The 15,542-nt window shown below is 67.5% G+C and carries 12 protein-coding genes and 1 pseudogene; 4 read left to right on the forward strand and 9 right to left on the reverse strand.

Annotated features, from left to right (window positions below):
- Window positions 1–34 precede the first annotated feature (34 nt).
- The 3 genes from hutG to hutI are packed head-to-tail and all read right to left on the reverse strand — an operon-like array spanning window position 35 to window position 3,620.
- A complete protein-coding gene (hutG, locus tag D2T30_RS15055) occupies window positions 35–835 on the reverse strand; it encodes an N-formylglutamate deformylase (protein WP_128209570.1) in 801 nt (266 codons plus the stop codon).
- An 8-nt stretch (window positions 836–843) separates the two neighbouring features.
- Window positions 844–2,370, reverse strand: coding sequence for a histidine ammonia-lyase (gene hutH / locus D2T30_RS15060; protein WP_128209554.1), 1,527 nt, complete (start codon window positions 2,368–2,370; stop codon window positions 844–846).
- Window positions 2,367–3,620: an imidazolonepropionase gene (gene hutI / locus D2T30_RS15065; RefSeq protein WP_128209555.1), complete on the reverse strand. Its 1,254-nt coding sequence runs from the start codon at window positions 3,618–3,620 to the stop codon at window positions 2,367–2,369. The genes hutH and hutI overlap by 4 nt, the downstream gene beginning before the upstream one ends.
- 89 nt (window positions 3,621–3,709) lie before the next feature.
- Here hutI and D2T30_RS15070 point away from each other — a divergent pair, with 89 nt between their 5' ends.
- The 3 genes from D2T30_RS15070 to D2T30_RS15080 all read left to right on the forward strand — a co-directional run bounded on the left by D2T30_RS15070 (window position 3,710) and on the right by D2T30_RS15080 (window position 7,218).
- Entirely contained in the window at window positions 3,710–5,074 is a 1,365-nt protein-coding gene (locus tag D2T30_RS15070; protein WP_128209556.1) for a formimidoylglutamate deiminase, read from the forward strand.
- A gap of 246 nt (window positions 5,075–5,320) precedes the next feature.
- Window positions 5,321–6,679, forward strand: a complete 1,359-nt coding sequence (locus tag D2T30_RS15075; RefSeq protein ID WP_128209557.1) for an LLM class flavin-dependent oxidoreductase — start codon at window positions 5,321–5,323, stop codon at window positions 6,677–6,679.
- Window positions 6,680–6,681: 2 nt separating this feature from the next.
- Window positions 6,682–7,218, forward strand: coding sequence for a HutD/Ves family protein (locus D2T30_RS15080; protein WP_128209571.1), 537 nt, complete (start codon window positions 6,682–6,684; stop codon window positions 7,216–7,218).
- Window positions 7,219–7,422: 204 nt separating this feature from the next.
- Here the strand turns inward: D2T30_RS15080 and D2T30_RS15085 are convergent, their stop codons facing one another.
- From D2T30_RS15085 to D2T30_RS15105, 5 genes are all read right to left on the reverse strand, one after another.
- Complete coding sequence (locus D2T30_RS15085) at window positions 7,423–8,478, reverse strand: ABC transporter ATP-binding protein (protein WP_128209558.1); 1,056 nt, start codon at window positions 8,476–8,478, stop codon at window positions 7,423–7,425.
- A gap of 29 nt (window positions 8,479–8,507) precedes the next feature.
- A complete protein-coding gene (locus D2T30_RS15090) occupies window positions 8,508–9,341 on the reverse strand; it encodes a carbohydrate ABC transporter permease (RefSeq protein WP_164884317.1) in 834 nt (277 codons plus the stop codon).
- A gap of 8 nt (window positions 9,342–9,349) precedes the next feature.
- Window positions 9,350–10,240, reverse strand: a complete 891-nt coding sequence (locus D2T30_RS15095) for a carbohydrate ABC transporter permease (protein WP_128209560.1) — start codon at window positions 10,238–10,240, stop codon at window positions 9,350–9,352.
- A 61-nt stretch (window positions 10,241–10,301) separates the two neighbouring features.
- A complete protein-coding gene (locus tag D2T30_RS15100; RefSeq protein ID WP_128209561.1) occupies window positions 10,302–11,594 on the reverse strand; it encodes an ABC transporter substrate-binding protein in 1,293 nt (430 codons plus the stop codon).
- A gap of 146 nt (window positions 11,595–11,740) precedes the next feature.
- Complete coding sequence (locus D2T30_RS15105) at window positions 11,741–13,189, reverse strand: hypothetical protein (RefSeq protein WP_128209562.1); 1,449 nt, start codon at window positions 13,187–13,189, stop codon at window positions 11,741–11,743.
- A 185-nt stretch (window positions 13,190–13,374) separates the two neighbouring features.
- On the opposite strand from D2T30_RS15105, the gene D2T30_RS15110 reads away from it, so the two are divergent.
- Window positions 13,375–15,030 (forward strand): SMP-30/gluconolactonase/LRE family protein, encoded by a 1,656-nt coding sequence (locus tag D2T30_RS15110; protein ID WP_128209563.1) that lies wholly within the window; start codon window positions 13,375–13,377, stop codon window positions 15,028–15,030.
- A gap of 21 nt (window positions 15,031–15,051) precedes the next feature.
- On the opposite strand, the pseudogene D2T30_RS15115 reads toward D2T30_RS15110, so the two are convergent.
- Window positions 15,052–15,542, reverse strand: a pseudogene (locus D2T30_RS15115) (aldehyde dehydrogenase (NADP(+))); the annotation flags it as partial.

Genomic DNA, 15,542 nt, shown 5'->3' on the forward strand with positions numbered 1-15,542 from the left:
GGTATCGGGCCGGAGATGATGCTGCAACAGGGCTTCACGCCCCGGCCCTCAGCGATGGGGCCAGATCGGCGAGCCGTGCGAGGATTTCCGCCAGATGCGGGTGCAGCCGCGCCGCGCGCTCGGGCGAATAGGCGAAAGGCGGGGCCTCGCTGGCCAGATGGGTGTCCTGCGCCAGTTCCATCTGGATCGCGTGGAAGCCCTCGGCCGGACGGCCGTAATGGCGCGTGGTCCAGCCGCCGGTGAACCGTCCGTTCAGGACCGAGGTATAGCCTTCGGCGGCCTTCACCACGTCATGCACCGCCGCCTCGATCTGCGGCGCGCAGGTGGTGCCGTGGGCGGTGCCGACGTTGAAATCGGGCAGCTTGCCCTCGAACAGGAACGGGATGTGCGAGCGGATCGAGTGGCAGTCATACAGGATCGCCACGCCATGCCGGGCGCGGACCCGCTCCAGCTCCGCCTGAAGCGCGCGGTGATAGGGGGCGTGGAACGCCGCGCGGCGGCGGTCGATCTCGGCCGCGTCGGGTTCGGTGTCCCACAGCGGCTGTCCGTCGAAATCCGTCAGCGGCACAAGGCCCGTGGTGTTCCGCCCGGGATAAAGACTTTCGCCCGAGGGCGGCCGGTTCGCGTCGATCACATAGCGGTGGAAGGTCGCGCGCACCACGCTGACCCCCGGCAGGAGCCCGTCATAAAGCCGCTCGATATGCCAGTCGGTATCGGTCAGCATCTGCCCGCGCGGGTTGAGATGGGCGCGGATTTCGTCAGGCACGAAGGTGCCGACATGGGGCATGCCAAGGACGATGGGGCCATCGCCTTGAATGATCTCGACGGGGTTCACAGGGGAGTTCACAGCGAAAAATCCTCCATTGCCGCGGCGCGGGCCAGATCGCCCGACAGGATCAGCGCCGCCGCCCGCTGCATGTCGGGCGACAGGGCGCGGTCGGTCGTCACCGGCTCGGAAATGCCGCGGATCGCCGCGACGGCGGATTGCAGCGGGGCCGAGGTCTTCAGCGGCGCGCGGAAACCGATGCCCTGCGCGGCGCACAATGCCTCGGTCCCCAGAATGGCCGAGAGATTCGCGTTCATCTGCCCCAGCCGCCGCGCCCCGTGGGCGGCCATCGAGACATGATCCTCCTGATTGGCCGAGGTGGGCGTCGAGTCGGTCGAGCAAGGATTGGCGATATGCTTGTTCTCGCTCATCAATGCCGCCGTCGTGACCTCGGCGATCATGAAGCCGGAATTGAGCCCCGGATCCGGCGTCAGGAACGGCGGCAGGTTGTAGGACAGCACCGGGTCCACCATCATCGCGATGCGGCGCTGCGAGATCGAGCCGGTTTCCGCCAGTGCCAGCGCGATGATGTCGGCGGCGAAGGATACCGGCTCGGCGTGGAAGTTCCCGCCCGAGACGATCCGCCCCGGCCCGAGGACAAGGGGGTTGTCGGTCACGGCATTCGCCTCGGTCTCCAGCGTCGTGGCGGCGAAGCGCATCAGATCGACGGCGGCGCCCACGACCTGCGGCTGGCAGCGGATGCAGTAGGGATCCTGCACGCGGCTGTCGCCTTCCAGATGGCTTTCGCGGATCTCCGATCCCGCCAGCAGGGCGCGCATCCGCGCCGCCACGTCGATCTGGCCCTTGTGCCCGCGCAGCGTGTGGATTTCCTCGAACAGGGGCGCGGTCGAGCCCATGATCGCGTCGGTCGACAGGCTCGCGGTGATCAGCGAGGCGGCGACATTGCGCCAGCCGTCGAACAGCCCCGCCAGCGCCAGCGCCGTCGAGAACTGCGTGCCGTTGATGAGCGCGAGCCCCTCTTTCGGGCCAAGCACCACGGGTTTCAGCCCGGCCTGCGCCAGCGCCGCGCCACCCGCCATGCGTTCGCCCGCGACGGTGGCCTCGCCCTCGCCCAGCAGGACCGCCGCCATATGCGCGAGCGGCGCGAGATCGCCCGAGGCCCCCACCGACCCCTGCGCGGGAACATATGGCGTGACGCCCTTCTCCAGCATCCCCTCGATCAGGGCGATCACCTCCCACCGGACGCCCGAGGCGCCGCGCCCAAGGCTGAGGAGTTTCAGCGCCATCATCAGCCGGGTGGTGTTTTCGGGCAGGGCCTCGCCCACGCCGCAGCAATGCGACAGGATCAGGTTGCGCTGCAATGTCGCCGTATCGCCGGGCGCGATGCGCTTGGACGCGAGCTTGCCGAAGCCGGTGTTGACGCCATAGACCGCCGCCGGACCCGCCGCCGCCTCGGCGATCAGCGTCGCCGCCGCCTCGATCCCCGGCCGGGCGGCGGGGTCGAGCCGCGCGGGCGCGCCCGTGCACCAGATGGTTTCTAGCATGTCCAGCATCACCGCGCCGGGGTTCAGGGTCAGGGTCATTCTTCTGCGCCTCCGAAGATGCGGGCATAAAGGGGGTTGAAGCCGAAGCGATAGGCGAGTTCCGCGGGGCTTTCGGCATCCCACACCGCCAGATCGGCGCGCAGCCCCGGCGCGATGCGGCCGGTATCCGTAAGCCCGAGCGCGCGCGCGGCATTGACCGTCACGCCGCGCAGGGCCTCTTCCACCGTCAGGCCGAAAAGCGTGCAGCCCATGTTCATCGTCAGCAGGAGCGAGGTCAGCGGCGAGGTGCCGGGGTTGTTGTCGGTCGACAGCGCCATCGGCACGCCCTGCGCGCGGAAGGCGGCGACGGGGGGTTTTTGCGTTTCCCGTATCGCGTAGAAGGCGCCGGGCAGCAGCACCGCGACCGTGCCCGACCGCGCCATGACCGCCGCATCCGCATCTGTCGCATATTCGATATGGTCGCAGGACAGCGCGCCATACCGGGCGGCAAAGGGGATGCCGCCGATATTCGACAGTTGCTCGGCATGCAGCTTCACCGGCAGGCCAAGGCGCTTCGCCTCGTCGAACACCGGGGCGAGTTCCTGCGGCGAAAAGGCAATCCCCTCGCAGAAGGCATCGACCGCATCGACCAGCCCCTCGGCATGGGCGGCGCGCAGGCCGGGCAGGCAGATGTCGGCGATATAATCGGCGTTCCGCCCGGCATATTCGGCAGGTGTGGCATGGGCGCCCAGAAAGCTCGTGCGCACCCGCACCGGGCGCAGCCTGCCCAACCGGCGGGCAACGCGCAGCATCCGCAGCTCGGTATGGATATCAAGACCATAGCCCGATTTCACCTCGATGAGCGAAACCCCCTCGGCCAGCAGCGCATCGAGCCGCGGCAGCGTCGCGGCGATCAGCGCGTCCTCGCTCGCCGCGCGGGTCGCGCGCACGGTCGAAACGATGCCGCCGCCGGCGCGGGCGACCTCCTCATAGCTCGCGCCTTCCAGCCGCATCTCGAATTCCCGCGCGCGGGATCCGGCGAAGACCAGATGCGTGTGGCAATCGACGAAGGCCGGAGTGACGAGCCGCCCGCCAAGATCGGCCTGCGGCCAGCCCGCATAATCCCCGGGCAGGTCGGCGGCGGGACCGGTCCACAGAACCCTACCGCCATTGATCGCGATGGCACCCGCCGGGATCAGGCCGTAGCCCGCCGGATCGGCCAGCGTCGCGACCAGCGCATTCACCAATACCACAGGCCCCGATGGGTTGATCGGCGGGGTCGCCACGGGCGGGGCATCGGTGAGTTCCATCTTGATTCTCCCTGTGATTGGCTCATTATGTATAGTCATAATAACGGCTGTCAACGCGGCTGGGATCCGCGACGGGGAAGGTGTTCAGGATGATCGGAATTTGGGCGGAACAGGCGCTGTTGCCTGATGGATGGGCCGAAAACGTCGCGGTTCAGGTCGATGACGGGGTGATCGCCTCGGTGACCTCCGGCGTGCCGGCACCGGATGGAGCCCGGCGCGTGGGCGCCCTGCTGCCGGCGCCGGTCAACCTGCATTCCCATGCCTTTCAGCGGGCCATGGCGGGCATGACCGAGGCGCGCGGCCCCGATCCGCGCGACTCCTTCTGGACATGGCGGCGGCTGATGTATCGCTTCCTCGACCACCTGACCCCCGATGATGTCGAGGCGATCGCCGCCTATGTGCAGATGCAGATGCTCGAGGCCGGATATGCCGCGCAGGTGGAATTCCATTACCTGCATCACGCGCCGGGCGGCGGCACCTATGCGAACCTCGCGGAAATGTCGGAACGCATCGCGGCGGCGGCGGCCACGACCGGGATCGGCCTGACCCTCGCGCCCGTCCTGTATCGCTACGGCGGTTGCGACGGCAGGGCGCTGGCGGGCGGTCAGCTGCGGTTCGGCAATGATCCCGACCGCTATGCCCGCCTGCTGGACGGGGCCGAGGCGGCGCTGGCCGCCCTGCCCGCCGACGCGCGGATCGCCGTCGCCCCGCATTCGCTGCGCGCCGTCGGGCCCGAGGATCTGGCATGGGCCGCCACGCTGCGCCCGGACGCACCGCTGCATATGCACCTGGCCGAACAACTGGCGGAGGTGGAGGAGGTCACGGCCCATTTCGGCGCGCGGCCGGTAGAATGGCTGCTGGCGCATGCGCCGGTCGATCCCCGCTGGTGCCTGATCCACTGCACACAGATGCAGCCGTCGGAAACCACGGCCCTTGCCCGCAGCGGCGCGGTGGCGGGGCTGTGCCCGATCACCGAATCCTCGCTCGGCGACGGGATCTTCGACGGGGTGCTCTGGCGCGGCGCGGGCGGGCGCTTCGGCATCGGTTCGGACAGCAATATCCGTATCTCGCTGTCCGAGGAACTGCGCACACTGGAATATTCCCAGCGGCTGCGCGACCGCTCCCGCGCCGTTCTGGCCGATCCCGACCGCTCGACCGGCCGGGTTCTGTATGAGGGCGCGGTTTCCGGCGGGGCGCAGGCGGCGGGCCGCGCCTCGGGGGTGATCCGGCCCGGGGCGCTTGGGGATCTGGTGGCGCTGGACACGCAGGGGGAGGCGCTTCAGGGCCTGTCCGGGGACCGGCTGCTCGACACCTGGATCTTCGCGGGCGATGACCGGCTGGTGCGCGATGTCTGGGCGGCGGGCCGTCCGCTCGTGCAGGACGGCAGGCACATTCACCACGACCGGATCACCGCAGGCTGGAAACAGGTGATGGCGCGGCTGCGGAGCCTTTGACAGACAAAACCACACTGTCCGGTCTGCTGCCTTCATTCTTCCATAAATATCCCGGGGGTGAATTGGCCGCAGGCCAAGAGGGGGCTGGCCCCCTTGCCCCCCATCCGCATGCACCTCGATCCCGTTTTGAGACAAACATTCAGACCAGCTAAACAGTCACACAACAGAAATGCTTTTGCCGCCCCGGCGATGCGCGGCATATTCCGGGCAGCTCCGGCGCAACGGAGCAGATGACAGGGAAGCGCAATGACCAGAAACGATCAGCTCAAGCTCGGCACGTTCGTCTATACCTTCGGGTTCCACCCCGCGGCCTGGCTGCATCCGGGCAGCGATGTGCATGGCGCCAACGACCTGTCGCACCTGATCCGATGCGCGAAGATCTCCGAGGCGGCCAAATTCGACTTCATGTTCTTTGCCGACAGCCCGGCCGCGGCGGTGGGCGATCCGGCGGCCCTGTGCCGCAATCCGACCAAGATGAACCGCTTCGAGCCGATCACCGCGATCACCGCGCTGTCGCAGCACACCGACCGCATCGGTTTCGTCGCCACCGCCTCGACAAGCTATTACGAGCCCTACAACATCGCCCGGCTTTTCGCCTCGGCCGATCATCTGTCCGGCGGGCGGATCGCGTGGAACGTTGTCACCTCGGACCATGACGAGACCGGCTACAACTTCAACCGCGAGGGCCTGCCGCCCCATGCCGAACGCTACGAACGGGGCGAGGAATTCGTCGATACCGTCTTCGGCCTGTGGGACAGTTACGAGGATGACGCCCTGCTGCTCGACCGCGACAGCGGGGTCTATTACGACCGCGACAAGCTTCACGAGCTCAACCACAAGGGCAAGCATTTTCAGGTGCGCGGGCCGCTGAACATCGCGCGCACGCCGCAGGGCCGGCCGGTGATCGCGCAGGCCGGGGGGTCCGAACTTGGGATCGAACTGGCCGCCCGCACCGCCGAGATGGTGTTTTCCCTCGCCTCGAACATCGACAAGAACCGCGCCTTCTATGCCAACGTGAAAGGCCGGATGGCGAAATACGGCCGGGATGAGAACGACCTGAAGATCCTCCCCGGCATCGTCATCAACGTGGCCGAGACGGAGGCAGAGGCAGAGGCCAAGGCGCAGCAGCTTGTCGATCTGATGCACCCGGATGTGGGGCTGCTGATGCTGCAGGAATTCCTTGAGGCCGATCTGCGCGGGGTGGAGCTGGACAAGCCCTTCCCGATGGACCGGATGCCGGAAAAGGCCAAGGGTTCCAAGGCGCTGTTCGACGAACTCAAGGAATTCGTGACGCAGGGCCACACGATGCGCGAGCTGATCACCCATTACGCCAAACGGCACACCGGCAACGGGCTGACCGGCACCCCCGCGCAGGTCGCCGATTTCATGCAGGAATGGTTCGGGACCCGCGCCGCCGACGGGTTCATCCTGATGTTCCCCACCCTGCCGTCGAGCCTTGAGGATTTCGCCACGCTGGTGGTGCCCGAACTGCGCCGCCGCGGCCTGTTCCGCGAGGATTACGAGGGCAAGACCCTGCGCGGCAACCTTGGCATCTCGACCCCGCCGAACCGCTATGGGCAGGCGCGCACGAAGGCGGCGGAGTGACCATGCGGATCCTGCCCGCCGCGGACTATCGCGCCATGCCATGGAAGAACGGCGGCGGGGTCACGCGCGAAATCCTCGCGCTCCCCACTTCCGGGGACTGGGACATCCGCCTGTCCATGGCGACGGTGGCGACGGACGGGCCGTTCTCGGTCTTTCCCGGGATCGACCGCACGCTGACGGTGCTTGCCGGTGGACCGATGGAACTGACGGTGGCCGGGGCGCCTGCCGTGCGGCTGGCTCCGGGCCAGCCCTTCGCCTTTCCGGGCGATGTGGAGACCGGATCGCGGCTGACCGGCGGGACGGTGACCGATTTCAACGTCATGACCCGCCGCGGGCGCATCCGCCACAGCGTGACCGCGCGAGATCCCGGAGAGCCGCTGCGCCACGCGGGCTTCGCCGCCGCGCTGGTTCTGCAACCCGTCGAGGGGACGGGCGGGCCGGGGCTTTTCGATCTGATCCTGCCGGAAGCGGGGGAAACCCTGACGGTTCCCGTTCCTGTCCTGTGGGTGGTCTGCGACAGCGTTGCCGCGCCGCGGTGACGGGTTCGGCAAGATTCGGAACCGGAATCGCGGCACGGATAGGGGGTCAGGGGGCCAGCCCCCTCGCCCGTTCCGGCATTCGGCGGGACGTCCTTCCACTGGAAGGCCGCCTGATCCGCCTCATCCCCCGGGATATTTATGGAAACACGATAAGGGAAAGGATCGCCGGCGGGCAGCGGGCACTGTGGAATTGGGGCGCCGCGTTCAGCGCAACGCGGCGCCCTCCGGGGTGAAGACATGCACGTCGCCGGGGGAGGATGCCAGCCGGACCTCTTCGCCGATCCGCAGATATTGCCGGTCGCGGATCAGCACGCGCAGCGCCGTGTCCCCCGCCCGCGCGATCAGCAGCGTGTCGAGCCCGGTCTGTTCCACCGCCTCGACGATGGCGGGCGTTCCCTCAGGCGCGATGCGCAGATGCTCGGGCCGGATGCCGACGCGGACCGGCGCGCCGGCGGTGACCGCGGCCCCCGCCACCGGCAGCGCCAGCCCGCCGGGCGTGACGGCGCTTTGCCCGTCGTCGCTGATGCGTGCGTCGAACAGATTGATCGCCGGCGAGCCGATGAAGGTCGCGACAAAGGCATTCGCCGGGCGGTCGTAGATCTCGAGCGGCGCGCCGACCTGCACGATGTCGCCGCCCTGCATCACCGCGATCCTGTCACCCATGGTCATCGCCTCGATCTGGTCGTGGGTGACATAGACCGAGGTCACGCCCAGCTTGCGTTGCAGGGCGCGGATCTCCATCCGCATCTGCACCCGGAGCTGCGCGTCGAGATTGGACAGCGGCTCATCGAACAGGAAGGCCTTGGGCTCGCGCACCAGCGCGCGCCCCATCGCCACCCGCTGCCGCTGCCCGCCCGAAAGCTGCCCCGGATAACGGTCGAGGTATTGATCGAGGCCGAGCGCCGCGCTGGCATCGTCGGCGCGCTTGCGGATTTCCTCGCGCCGCATGTGCCGCATCTTCAGCCCGAAGGTGATGTTCTCGAACACCGTCTTGTGCGGATAGAGCGCGTAGCTCTGGAACACCATGGCGATGTCCCGGTCGCGGGGGTCGATGTCGTTGACCTTTTTCCCGTCGATGCGGATCGCGCCCGAGGAGACCGTCTCCAGCCCCGCGATCATCCGCAGCAACGTGGATTTGCCGCAGCCCGACGGACCGACGAGCACCAGCATCTCGCCGTCGTCGATGCGCAGGTCGATGTCCCTGATGACGGTCATCGCGCCGTAGGATTTCGACAGGTTTTCAAGTGAGATACGCGCCATGCGGCTTCCTCCTGATTTTCGGCGCGGGATCAGCCCTTCACCGCGCCCTTGGTCAGCCCCGAGATCAGCAGCCTGCCGAAGATCAGGAAGGCGATGATGATGGGGAAGATCGCCAGCGTCGCCGAGGCCAGCAGCGGCCCCCAGTCCCGCCCGAAATACCCCATGTTCTGGTAGATCGAGACCTGGATCGGGCGCAGGTCCGGATTGTCGACCAGCACCGAGCCCGCGACGAATTCGTTCCACGCGCCGACGAAGCAGAACAGCGCCGCCGCCCCGAGCGCGGGCTTGCACAGGGGCAGCAGGATCTCGAACAGGGTGCGCAGGCGCCCCGCCCCGTCGATCGCCGCCGCCTCGTCCAGTTCGCGCGACACCCCGCCAAGCGCGCCGCGCAGCACCCAGACCGCCGTCGGCAGGTTGTAGGCGATATAGACCAGCGGCAGCACGAAGATGGTGTCGTTCAGCCCCAGCCGCACCATGTACAGGTAGGTCGGCACGATCAGCGCCGCCGCCCCGCTGGCCAAGGGTATCCCCGCCAGCACGAGGAACATGACCACCGACCGCCCGACAAAGCGGATCCGGTCCAGCGCATAGGCCGCGATGCTTCCCGCGATCAGCGACACGACCACGGTGACGACGGCGTAGATCAGGCTCGCCTGCGCAGCGGACAGGAACCCGCCCTCGGCGATGGTGCGGTAATGTTCGAGGCTCAGGCTCGAGGGCACCGGCTGCGGCGGATAGCGCATGATCTCGTCGCGCGGGCGGAGCGAGCCGAGGATCCCCCACAGGATCGGCCCGAGGTTGAAGACAAGGACAAGCGCCCCGAAGGCGACCAGCCCCAGCCTGTTGCGGATCTTTCCGGACATGATGCGGCTCATTTGTGCTGCCCCCGGACGCTGCGCACATAGAGCGTCACAAGGATGATGTTCACGACGAAGGTGATGATGGCGAGCGTAATGGCGCGCTGCAGATCATACTGGCTGAAGGCCTTTTGGTAGATCGACAGGGCCACGGTCGTCGTGCTGTCGAGCGGCCCGCCCCCGGTCACGATCAGCGGCAGTTCGACCGTGTTCAGATCGGCGATGCCGAGCACGACCGAGCTGATGAGCAAGGGCCCCATCAGCAGGGGCACGGTGATTTCGCGGAACCGCTGCAAGGCGCCGGCGCCGTCGATGCGGGCGGCCTCGTAGTAGTCCTGCGGGATCGCCTTCAGCCCCGACAGCAGCAGGATCACCGCGAAGCCGAGCTTCTTCCACACCGCCGACAGGATCAGGGCGATCATCGCGCCCGTCCCGCTGGACATCGGGTCCACGGCCGGAAGGCCGATCCAGCGCAGCATTTCCCGAAAGAGGCCAAGGTCGCTCATGTAGAACCAGCGAAACAGCAGCGCCCCCACCACCGAGGAGATCGCCCAAGGGATGATCACCCAGATCTGCAGGATGCGCGCCGACACCTCGTCGAGGCCGTTGATGTAAAGCGCGATGGCGAAGCCGAGCGCGACCGTGCAGATCACGCTGCCAAGAACGAACAGCGCCGTGCTGGTGACGACCTGACCGAAGCCCGGTTCCGTCATCACGGTGCGGTAGACGTCAAGGCCGACAAAGGCGCCGGCCTCCGCGCCGCCAAGCCGGAACAGGCTTTGATAGAAACCCGAGACCGCCGGCCCATACAGCAGCAGCACCAGCAACAGCACCGTCGGCGCGACATAGAGCAGGCCATGGCCGTTCCGCCGCAGGCCCCCGGTAAGATATGCGCGTATCGTCATGGGATCATCCACAGGTAGGGGCGGAATGGCCGGAGGAGCCCCCGGCCATCGTCCGCGCGGGTCAGTATCCGTGGCGGGTGTTGTAGGCCTGTTCGGCCTCTTTCAACGCCTGCATCGGATCCGCCCCGTTCATGACGACCTGCTGGATCGCCCGGTCCATGTCGTCGCGATAGCCGCTGATGTCGGCGCCGAAAGGCGGGACCCAGCCGCTGCTGCGGATGTAGTTCGCCGCGCTCAGCATGTGCCGGTTGGACGGCTGGTTCAGGAAATCGGCCAGCTTTTCCGCGGTCGAGGCGCGGGCGGGCAGGGTTCCGCCCTCGGTGACCCAGATCTCATCCGCCTCGGGCCGGGTCATGAAGGCGACAAGCTGCGCCGCGGCCTCGGGGTTCTTCGATCCGGTCCAGACGGACGTGGTCCAGTTGCTGATCGCCTGACGCGACGGCCCTTCGGGATCGTCCGAAGGATAGGGGATGAAGGCGATGTCGTCGTCGCCGGTCGATTGCTGAAGGCTGCCGATCCGCACGCTCGCGCCGGTGATGATCGCACAGCGCCCGGCCGAGAACTGGTCATACATCTCGTCATTGGTCCAGTTCAGCCCCTCGCGCGGGCTGGCGCCGGAGTCGATCAGCGCGGCGACCCGCCGGATCCCGGCCACGCCGCGCTCGTTCGCCCAGTTCGCGCGGCCGGTTTCGCCGAATGCCGGATCGCCCTCGTCGCCCGTCAGCAGATGCGCCAGAAGAATGCCGGGGTCGATCTTGGTCATGCCCAGATCCTGGCACAGGCCCCAGCGTTCGACCGCCGCGCCCGAGCCCTTGGTCAGCTTCTGCGCCGCCGCGTCCAGATCGTCCCATGTCCGGATCGTCGCCGGGTCCACCCCGGCCTCGTCAAGGAAACGCTTCCGCGCGATCAGCCCGAAGATCATGTAGGACTGGCCGACGCCATAGACCTTGCCGCCCTCGGTCGCCGCCTGCACCAGCGGATTGTCGAGATCGGCCAGATCCTCGGGCGTGAAGGCCGCGCTGATATCGGCCAGCGCGCCGGTCTGCATGACGGTGCCCAGAAGGTCCGAGTTCACCCAGATCACATCCGGCGCATTGCCCGCGCCGCTGGCCGCCATGAATTTCTGCGTCATCTGGTCCCAGACCTGCTGTTCGGTCCGGACCCGGATGCCGGGGTGGCTGGCCTCGAAATCGGCGATCACCTTGCCCAGCACCTTTTCCCTGACCGTCGATCCCTCGGGGTTCAGGAATGTCCACATGCGGATCGTCGTCTGCTGGGCATGCAGCGCCAGCGGCGTCAGGGCGCACAGCGCCACAGCGGCCATCAGGCCGCGCAAAGTCGTGTTGGTGTTCATTTCGGTCTCTCCTCCCAAAAAGTCCGCGACATGAACTTTGTCAGGTCCCCCCTGCCGGGGAGACGGCGCCCCGTCGTCATGCCGACGGGAACGCCTGCGATGATGCGCGCGCCGGCCTCCCTCCGGTGCGCGCACGCATATCCGCGTCAGGTATAGTGGAAATATCCGGACGCGATACAGTCCTTGTCCGCCACCAGCCGGATCCAGTGCGCGCTGAAGCCTTCGGGGAAGGCATGCGCGGCATAGCCGCCGGCCGCCACCTCGATCACGTCATAGGTTTTCCACGAGCCATTGCCGAGAAAGTCGATCTCGACCCGGATCGAGACCGGATGATCGCTGCTGTTCGACAGGTGCATCGACTTGCGCTCGAACCCGGTCATCAGGAACGGGTCCGACGGTTCGCCGCCCTTGACCGCATCTTCCCACCAGACGCCGCCCCAGCCCTTCGGCTTGCCGAACTTGGTCCACAGGTCGTCCATCGCCCCGAACCAGAGGCCCGTCTGCGGTTCCCCGGCCAGCGGGTTGTTGTCCATCCGCGCGTTCAGATCGAGCGTGCCGCCGGTGTCCTTGCCCTCGTTTTCCGTCCGGTCCGACCGCCACCAGTCCAGCTCCATGTTCGGCGAGACCTGATTGCCCCCCATCACCAGCATGCCGCGATAGATGGTGAAATCCGGCACCACGCGCAGATGCGTGCTGACCGGGCGCAGGCCCCAGACGCGGCCCTCGTAGCTGACGGGGCTGACCTCGTAGAACATGCCGCTGGCGTCGATGATGTAGCGTTCGTGCTCCATCTCGCGGATGCGGGTCCATTCCAGCGACCAGTAATATTCGTAGCCCGAAGAGGCCTTGGGCAGCCGGTAGCGGGTCCACTGCCCGTCGATCAGCGTGCGCAGGATGGCCGAGCGCCTGTCCCAGCCGATGGCAAAGGTCGTGCCGCCAAGGTTGCGCCGGCCGAAGACCTCCATGAATCCGGTCTTTTCAAGGATCGACCATTTGCCCTCGTGGTATTCCGCAAGGATGCCGCCGGTCCATTCGCCCTTGTGGTCGCGCTCGTCATAGGTGTTGTTGCCGACGATGATGCGCCCGTTGGTGGTGAAGCCCGCCTTGAAATGCGGCTGCGTTCCGGGCGGCAGATCCAGTTCCCGCAGCATGTTGAACGCCGTCCTGACCTCGAGCGTGCGCAGGTCGAGTTCAAGGATCAGCCCCTCCATCGTCACGTAGCTGACCTTGTTCACCAGATCCTCGTGGTGATCCATCGTCGCGGTCAGCCGGTGCGGGATCAGGTCCGGGACGGTGCGGACATTGCCATTCGGATCGACCAGATGCGGCCCGATCACCAGCTGGTCCGTCGCCGAATGGATCCAGCGGTTGGCATAGGTGCCCACGACGCTTGCCGGATGCTTTTCCATCGACAGGTTTTCGTCCAGCGTATACAGGCCGGTGCCCGCGCCGCTGCGCCCGGTGTGCCCCACGAAGGTCACGAACCACAGCTTGCCCGCCCAGGGCATCATCGCGCCGATGCCGCATTCCCCCCGCAGCGGGGCGATTTCGGCGGTCACGCCGAGTTTGGGATTGATACCGCTAATGAAAGTCAACTTCGTCCTCCATCTTCCGAAGTTTTCCGATCCTCCGACCCGTCGCGGGACGAAGCCTTCCCGGCAGCAGCGCCTCAGTCCCGGGCGATCCGCCCCACTTCTGCCGTTCGTCCACATTATGGACTTGATATCCACAATATGAATATCGTAAGGTATCCGGACGAGGTCTGTCAACGGAGAGCCGCATGGAATCCGCCAAAGCCGGCGTGCAGGGCGTGGGCGCATTGCTGAAGGCCCTGGACATCATTGAATTCGTGTCGAAATCCCCGTCACCGCTGAGCGTCGGGCAAATCGCGGCGGATCTGGGCCTGCCGCGTCCGACGGTGCATCGGATCGTCTCGGCGCTGGAGGAACGCGGATTGCTGCAATTCGATTCGGGCAGTCGCGGTTTTCGGCTGGGCTTTCATCTCTTCGAGCTGGCGCACAAGGCCTGGGCGGATGTGGACCTGCGGGCACTGGCGCGCGACCACCTCGACCGGCTGCGCGAAATCAGCCGCGAGGCGGCGGTGCTGGGGGTGCGGTCGGGCAATCATTTCGTCGTCGTCGACCGGCGCGAAAGCCTGTTCGGCGTGCGGTCCGTGGTGCCGATCGGGCAGATGGAACCGCTGTTTCCCGGCGCCTTCGGCATGGCGATCCTGAGCGAGCTTGACCGCGGCATGATCCGCGAGATCGACCCCGACCTGCCCAGCTCGACCGTGCGGCTGTCGGACGGGCGCGACATCCCCTTTGACGAGGCGATGCGCCGCGCCGCCGCCCGCGGCTACACCGTCCATATCGGCGCCGGGAACGATGCCATCGCCAGCGTCGCGGCCCCGATCCTCGACTATCTCGGCCGGCCGATCGCGGCCATCGGCGTGACCGGACCGGCCAGCAGGCTGTCGCTCGACCAGTTGCACGCGCTGGCGCCCGACATCATCGACAGCGCGCGGCGGATCACCTCGAACGCAGGGAATTCCGTGCAGTCGATCGAGCCGCGCCCCCGGCCGGATCCGGTCCCCGGCCAGCCGGAGCCGCTGTGCATGGCGGCCGGCACCCTGCTGGGCAAAACGCCGCGCTGGTCCCCGGACGAAAACCGGTTGTATCTGGCGGATATCATGGGGCCGGCGATCCTGACCGCCGATCCGGGCGCGGGCAGCAGCTGGACCTTGCTGAAGCCCGATATGGGCGTGTTGTGCGGATGGTCACCCGGGGGCGATCTGGTCTTTGCCGACGGGGCCGGCATCCACCATCTGGATCCCGCCACCGGGGCCCATCGCGTGACGCATGGCCTGCCGCAGGGGCTCGCGGAAAGCCGGCTCAACAACTGCGGCGTCGATCCGTCCGGCGGCTTCTGGCTGACCAGCATGAGCGTGCGCGCCCGTCCGGGCGAAGGCGCGATCCTGCGGGTTTCCGAAACGGGCGTCACGGTCGCGCTCGAAAGCCTTTCGGTGCCAAGCGGCATGGCCTGGAGCCCGGACGGGCGCACGGTCTATCTGGTGGAATCCGCCCGGCGGATGATCCTGCGCGCGGCCTTCGACCCCACGGATCGCCGCATCGGCCCGTTCGAGCCCTTCGCCGAATTCCCCGACAGCGGCGGCCGCCCGGATGGCATCGCGATGGACGACCGGGGCAGGCTGTGGGTCGCGCTGTGGGACGGCTGGTCCGTGGTGCGGCTGGACCCGCAGGGCCGGGTGGAAAAGCGCATCATGCTGCCGGTTCCGCGCCCGACGGATCTGTGCCTTGGCGGCGCGTCGGGCCGGACGCTGTTCATCACCACGGCCCGCATCCGCCTGCCGGCGCGGGTTCTGGCGGAGGCGCCCCTGTCGGGGTCGATCCTGGCGATCGAACTGGCGGCGGATTAGGCGTGGCGGGAGGCCCGCCCGTCATTCCAGATCCGTTGGCAGGACGCCTTCGGGGATGTTCTGGTAGCAGACGGGTCTGAGGAAGCGGCGGATGGACATGGTGCCGACGGAGGTGGCGCCGAAGTTCGTGCTGGCGGGATAGGGGCCGCCATGGACCATCGCATCCACCACCTCGACCCCGGTGGGGAAGCCGTTCACCAGCACCCGCCCGGCCTTGCGCTCCAGCACCGGCAGCAGGCGGCGGGCGAGGTCGGCGTCTGGCGCATCCATATGGATCGTCGCCGTCAGCTGGCCCTCGAAGCCCTTCGCCAGCGCGACCATCGCCTCGGCCACCGGCACCCGGACCACCAGCGACAGCGGGCCGAAGACCTCTTCCGACAGGGCATGATCCTCAAGGAACGCCGCCGCGGGGACCTCGTAGAGGGTCGGCCCCGCCATGCGGCCGCCGCTTTCGCTGGTAAAAACCGGGCGCACCGCATTGCGGCTGTCGAAGCGCTCCTTGCCCTCGCGGT

It is taken from the genome of Paenirhodobacter populi (genome assembly GCF_004022215.1).
In the GTDB taxonomy this organism is placed as follows: Bacteria; Pseudomonadota; Alphaproteobacteria; order Rhodobacterales; family Rhodobacteraceae; genus Rhodobacter; species Rhodobacter populi.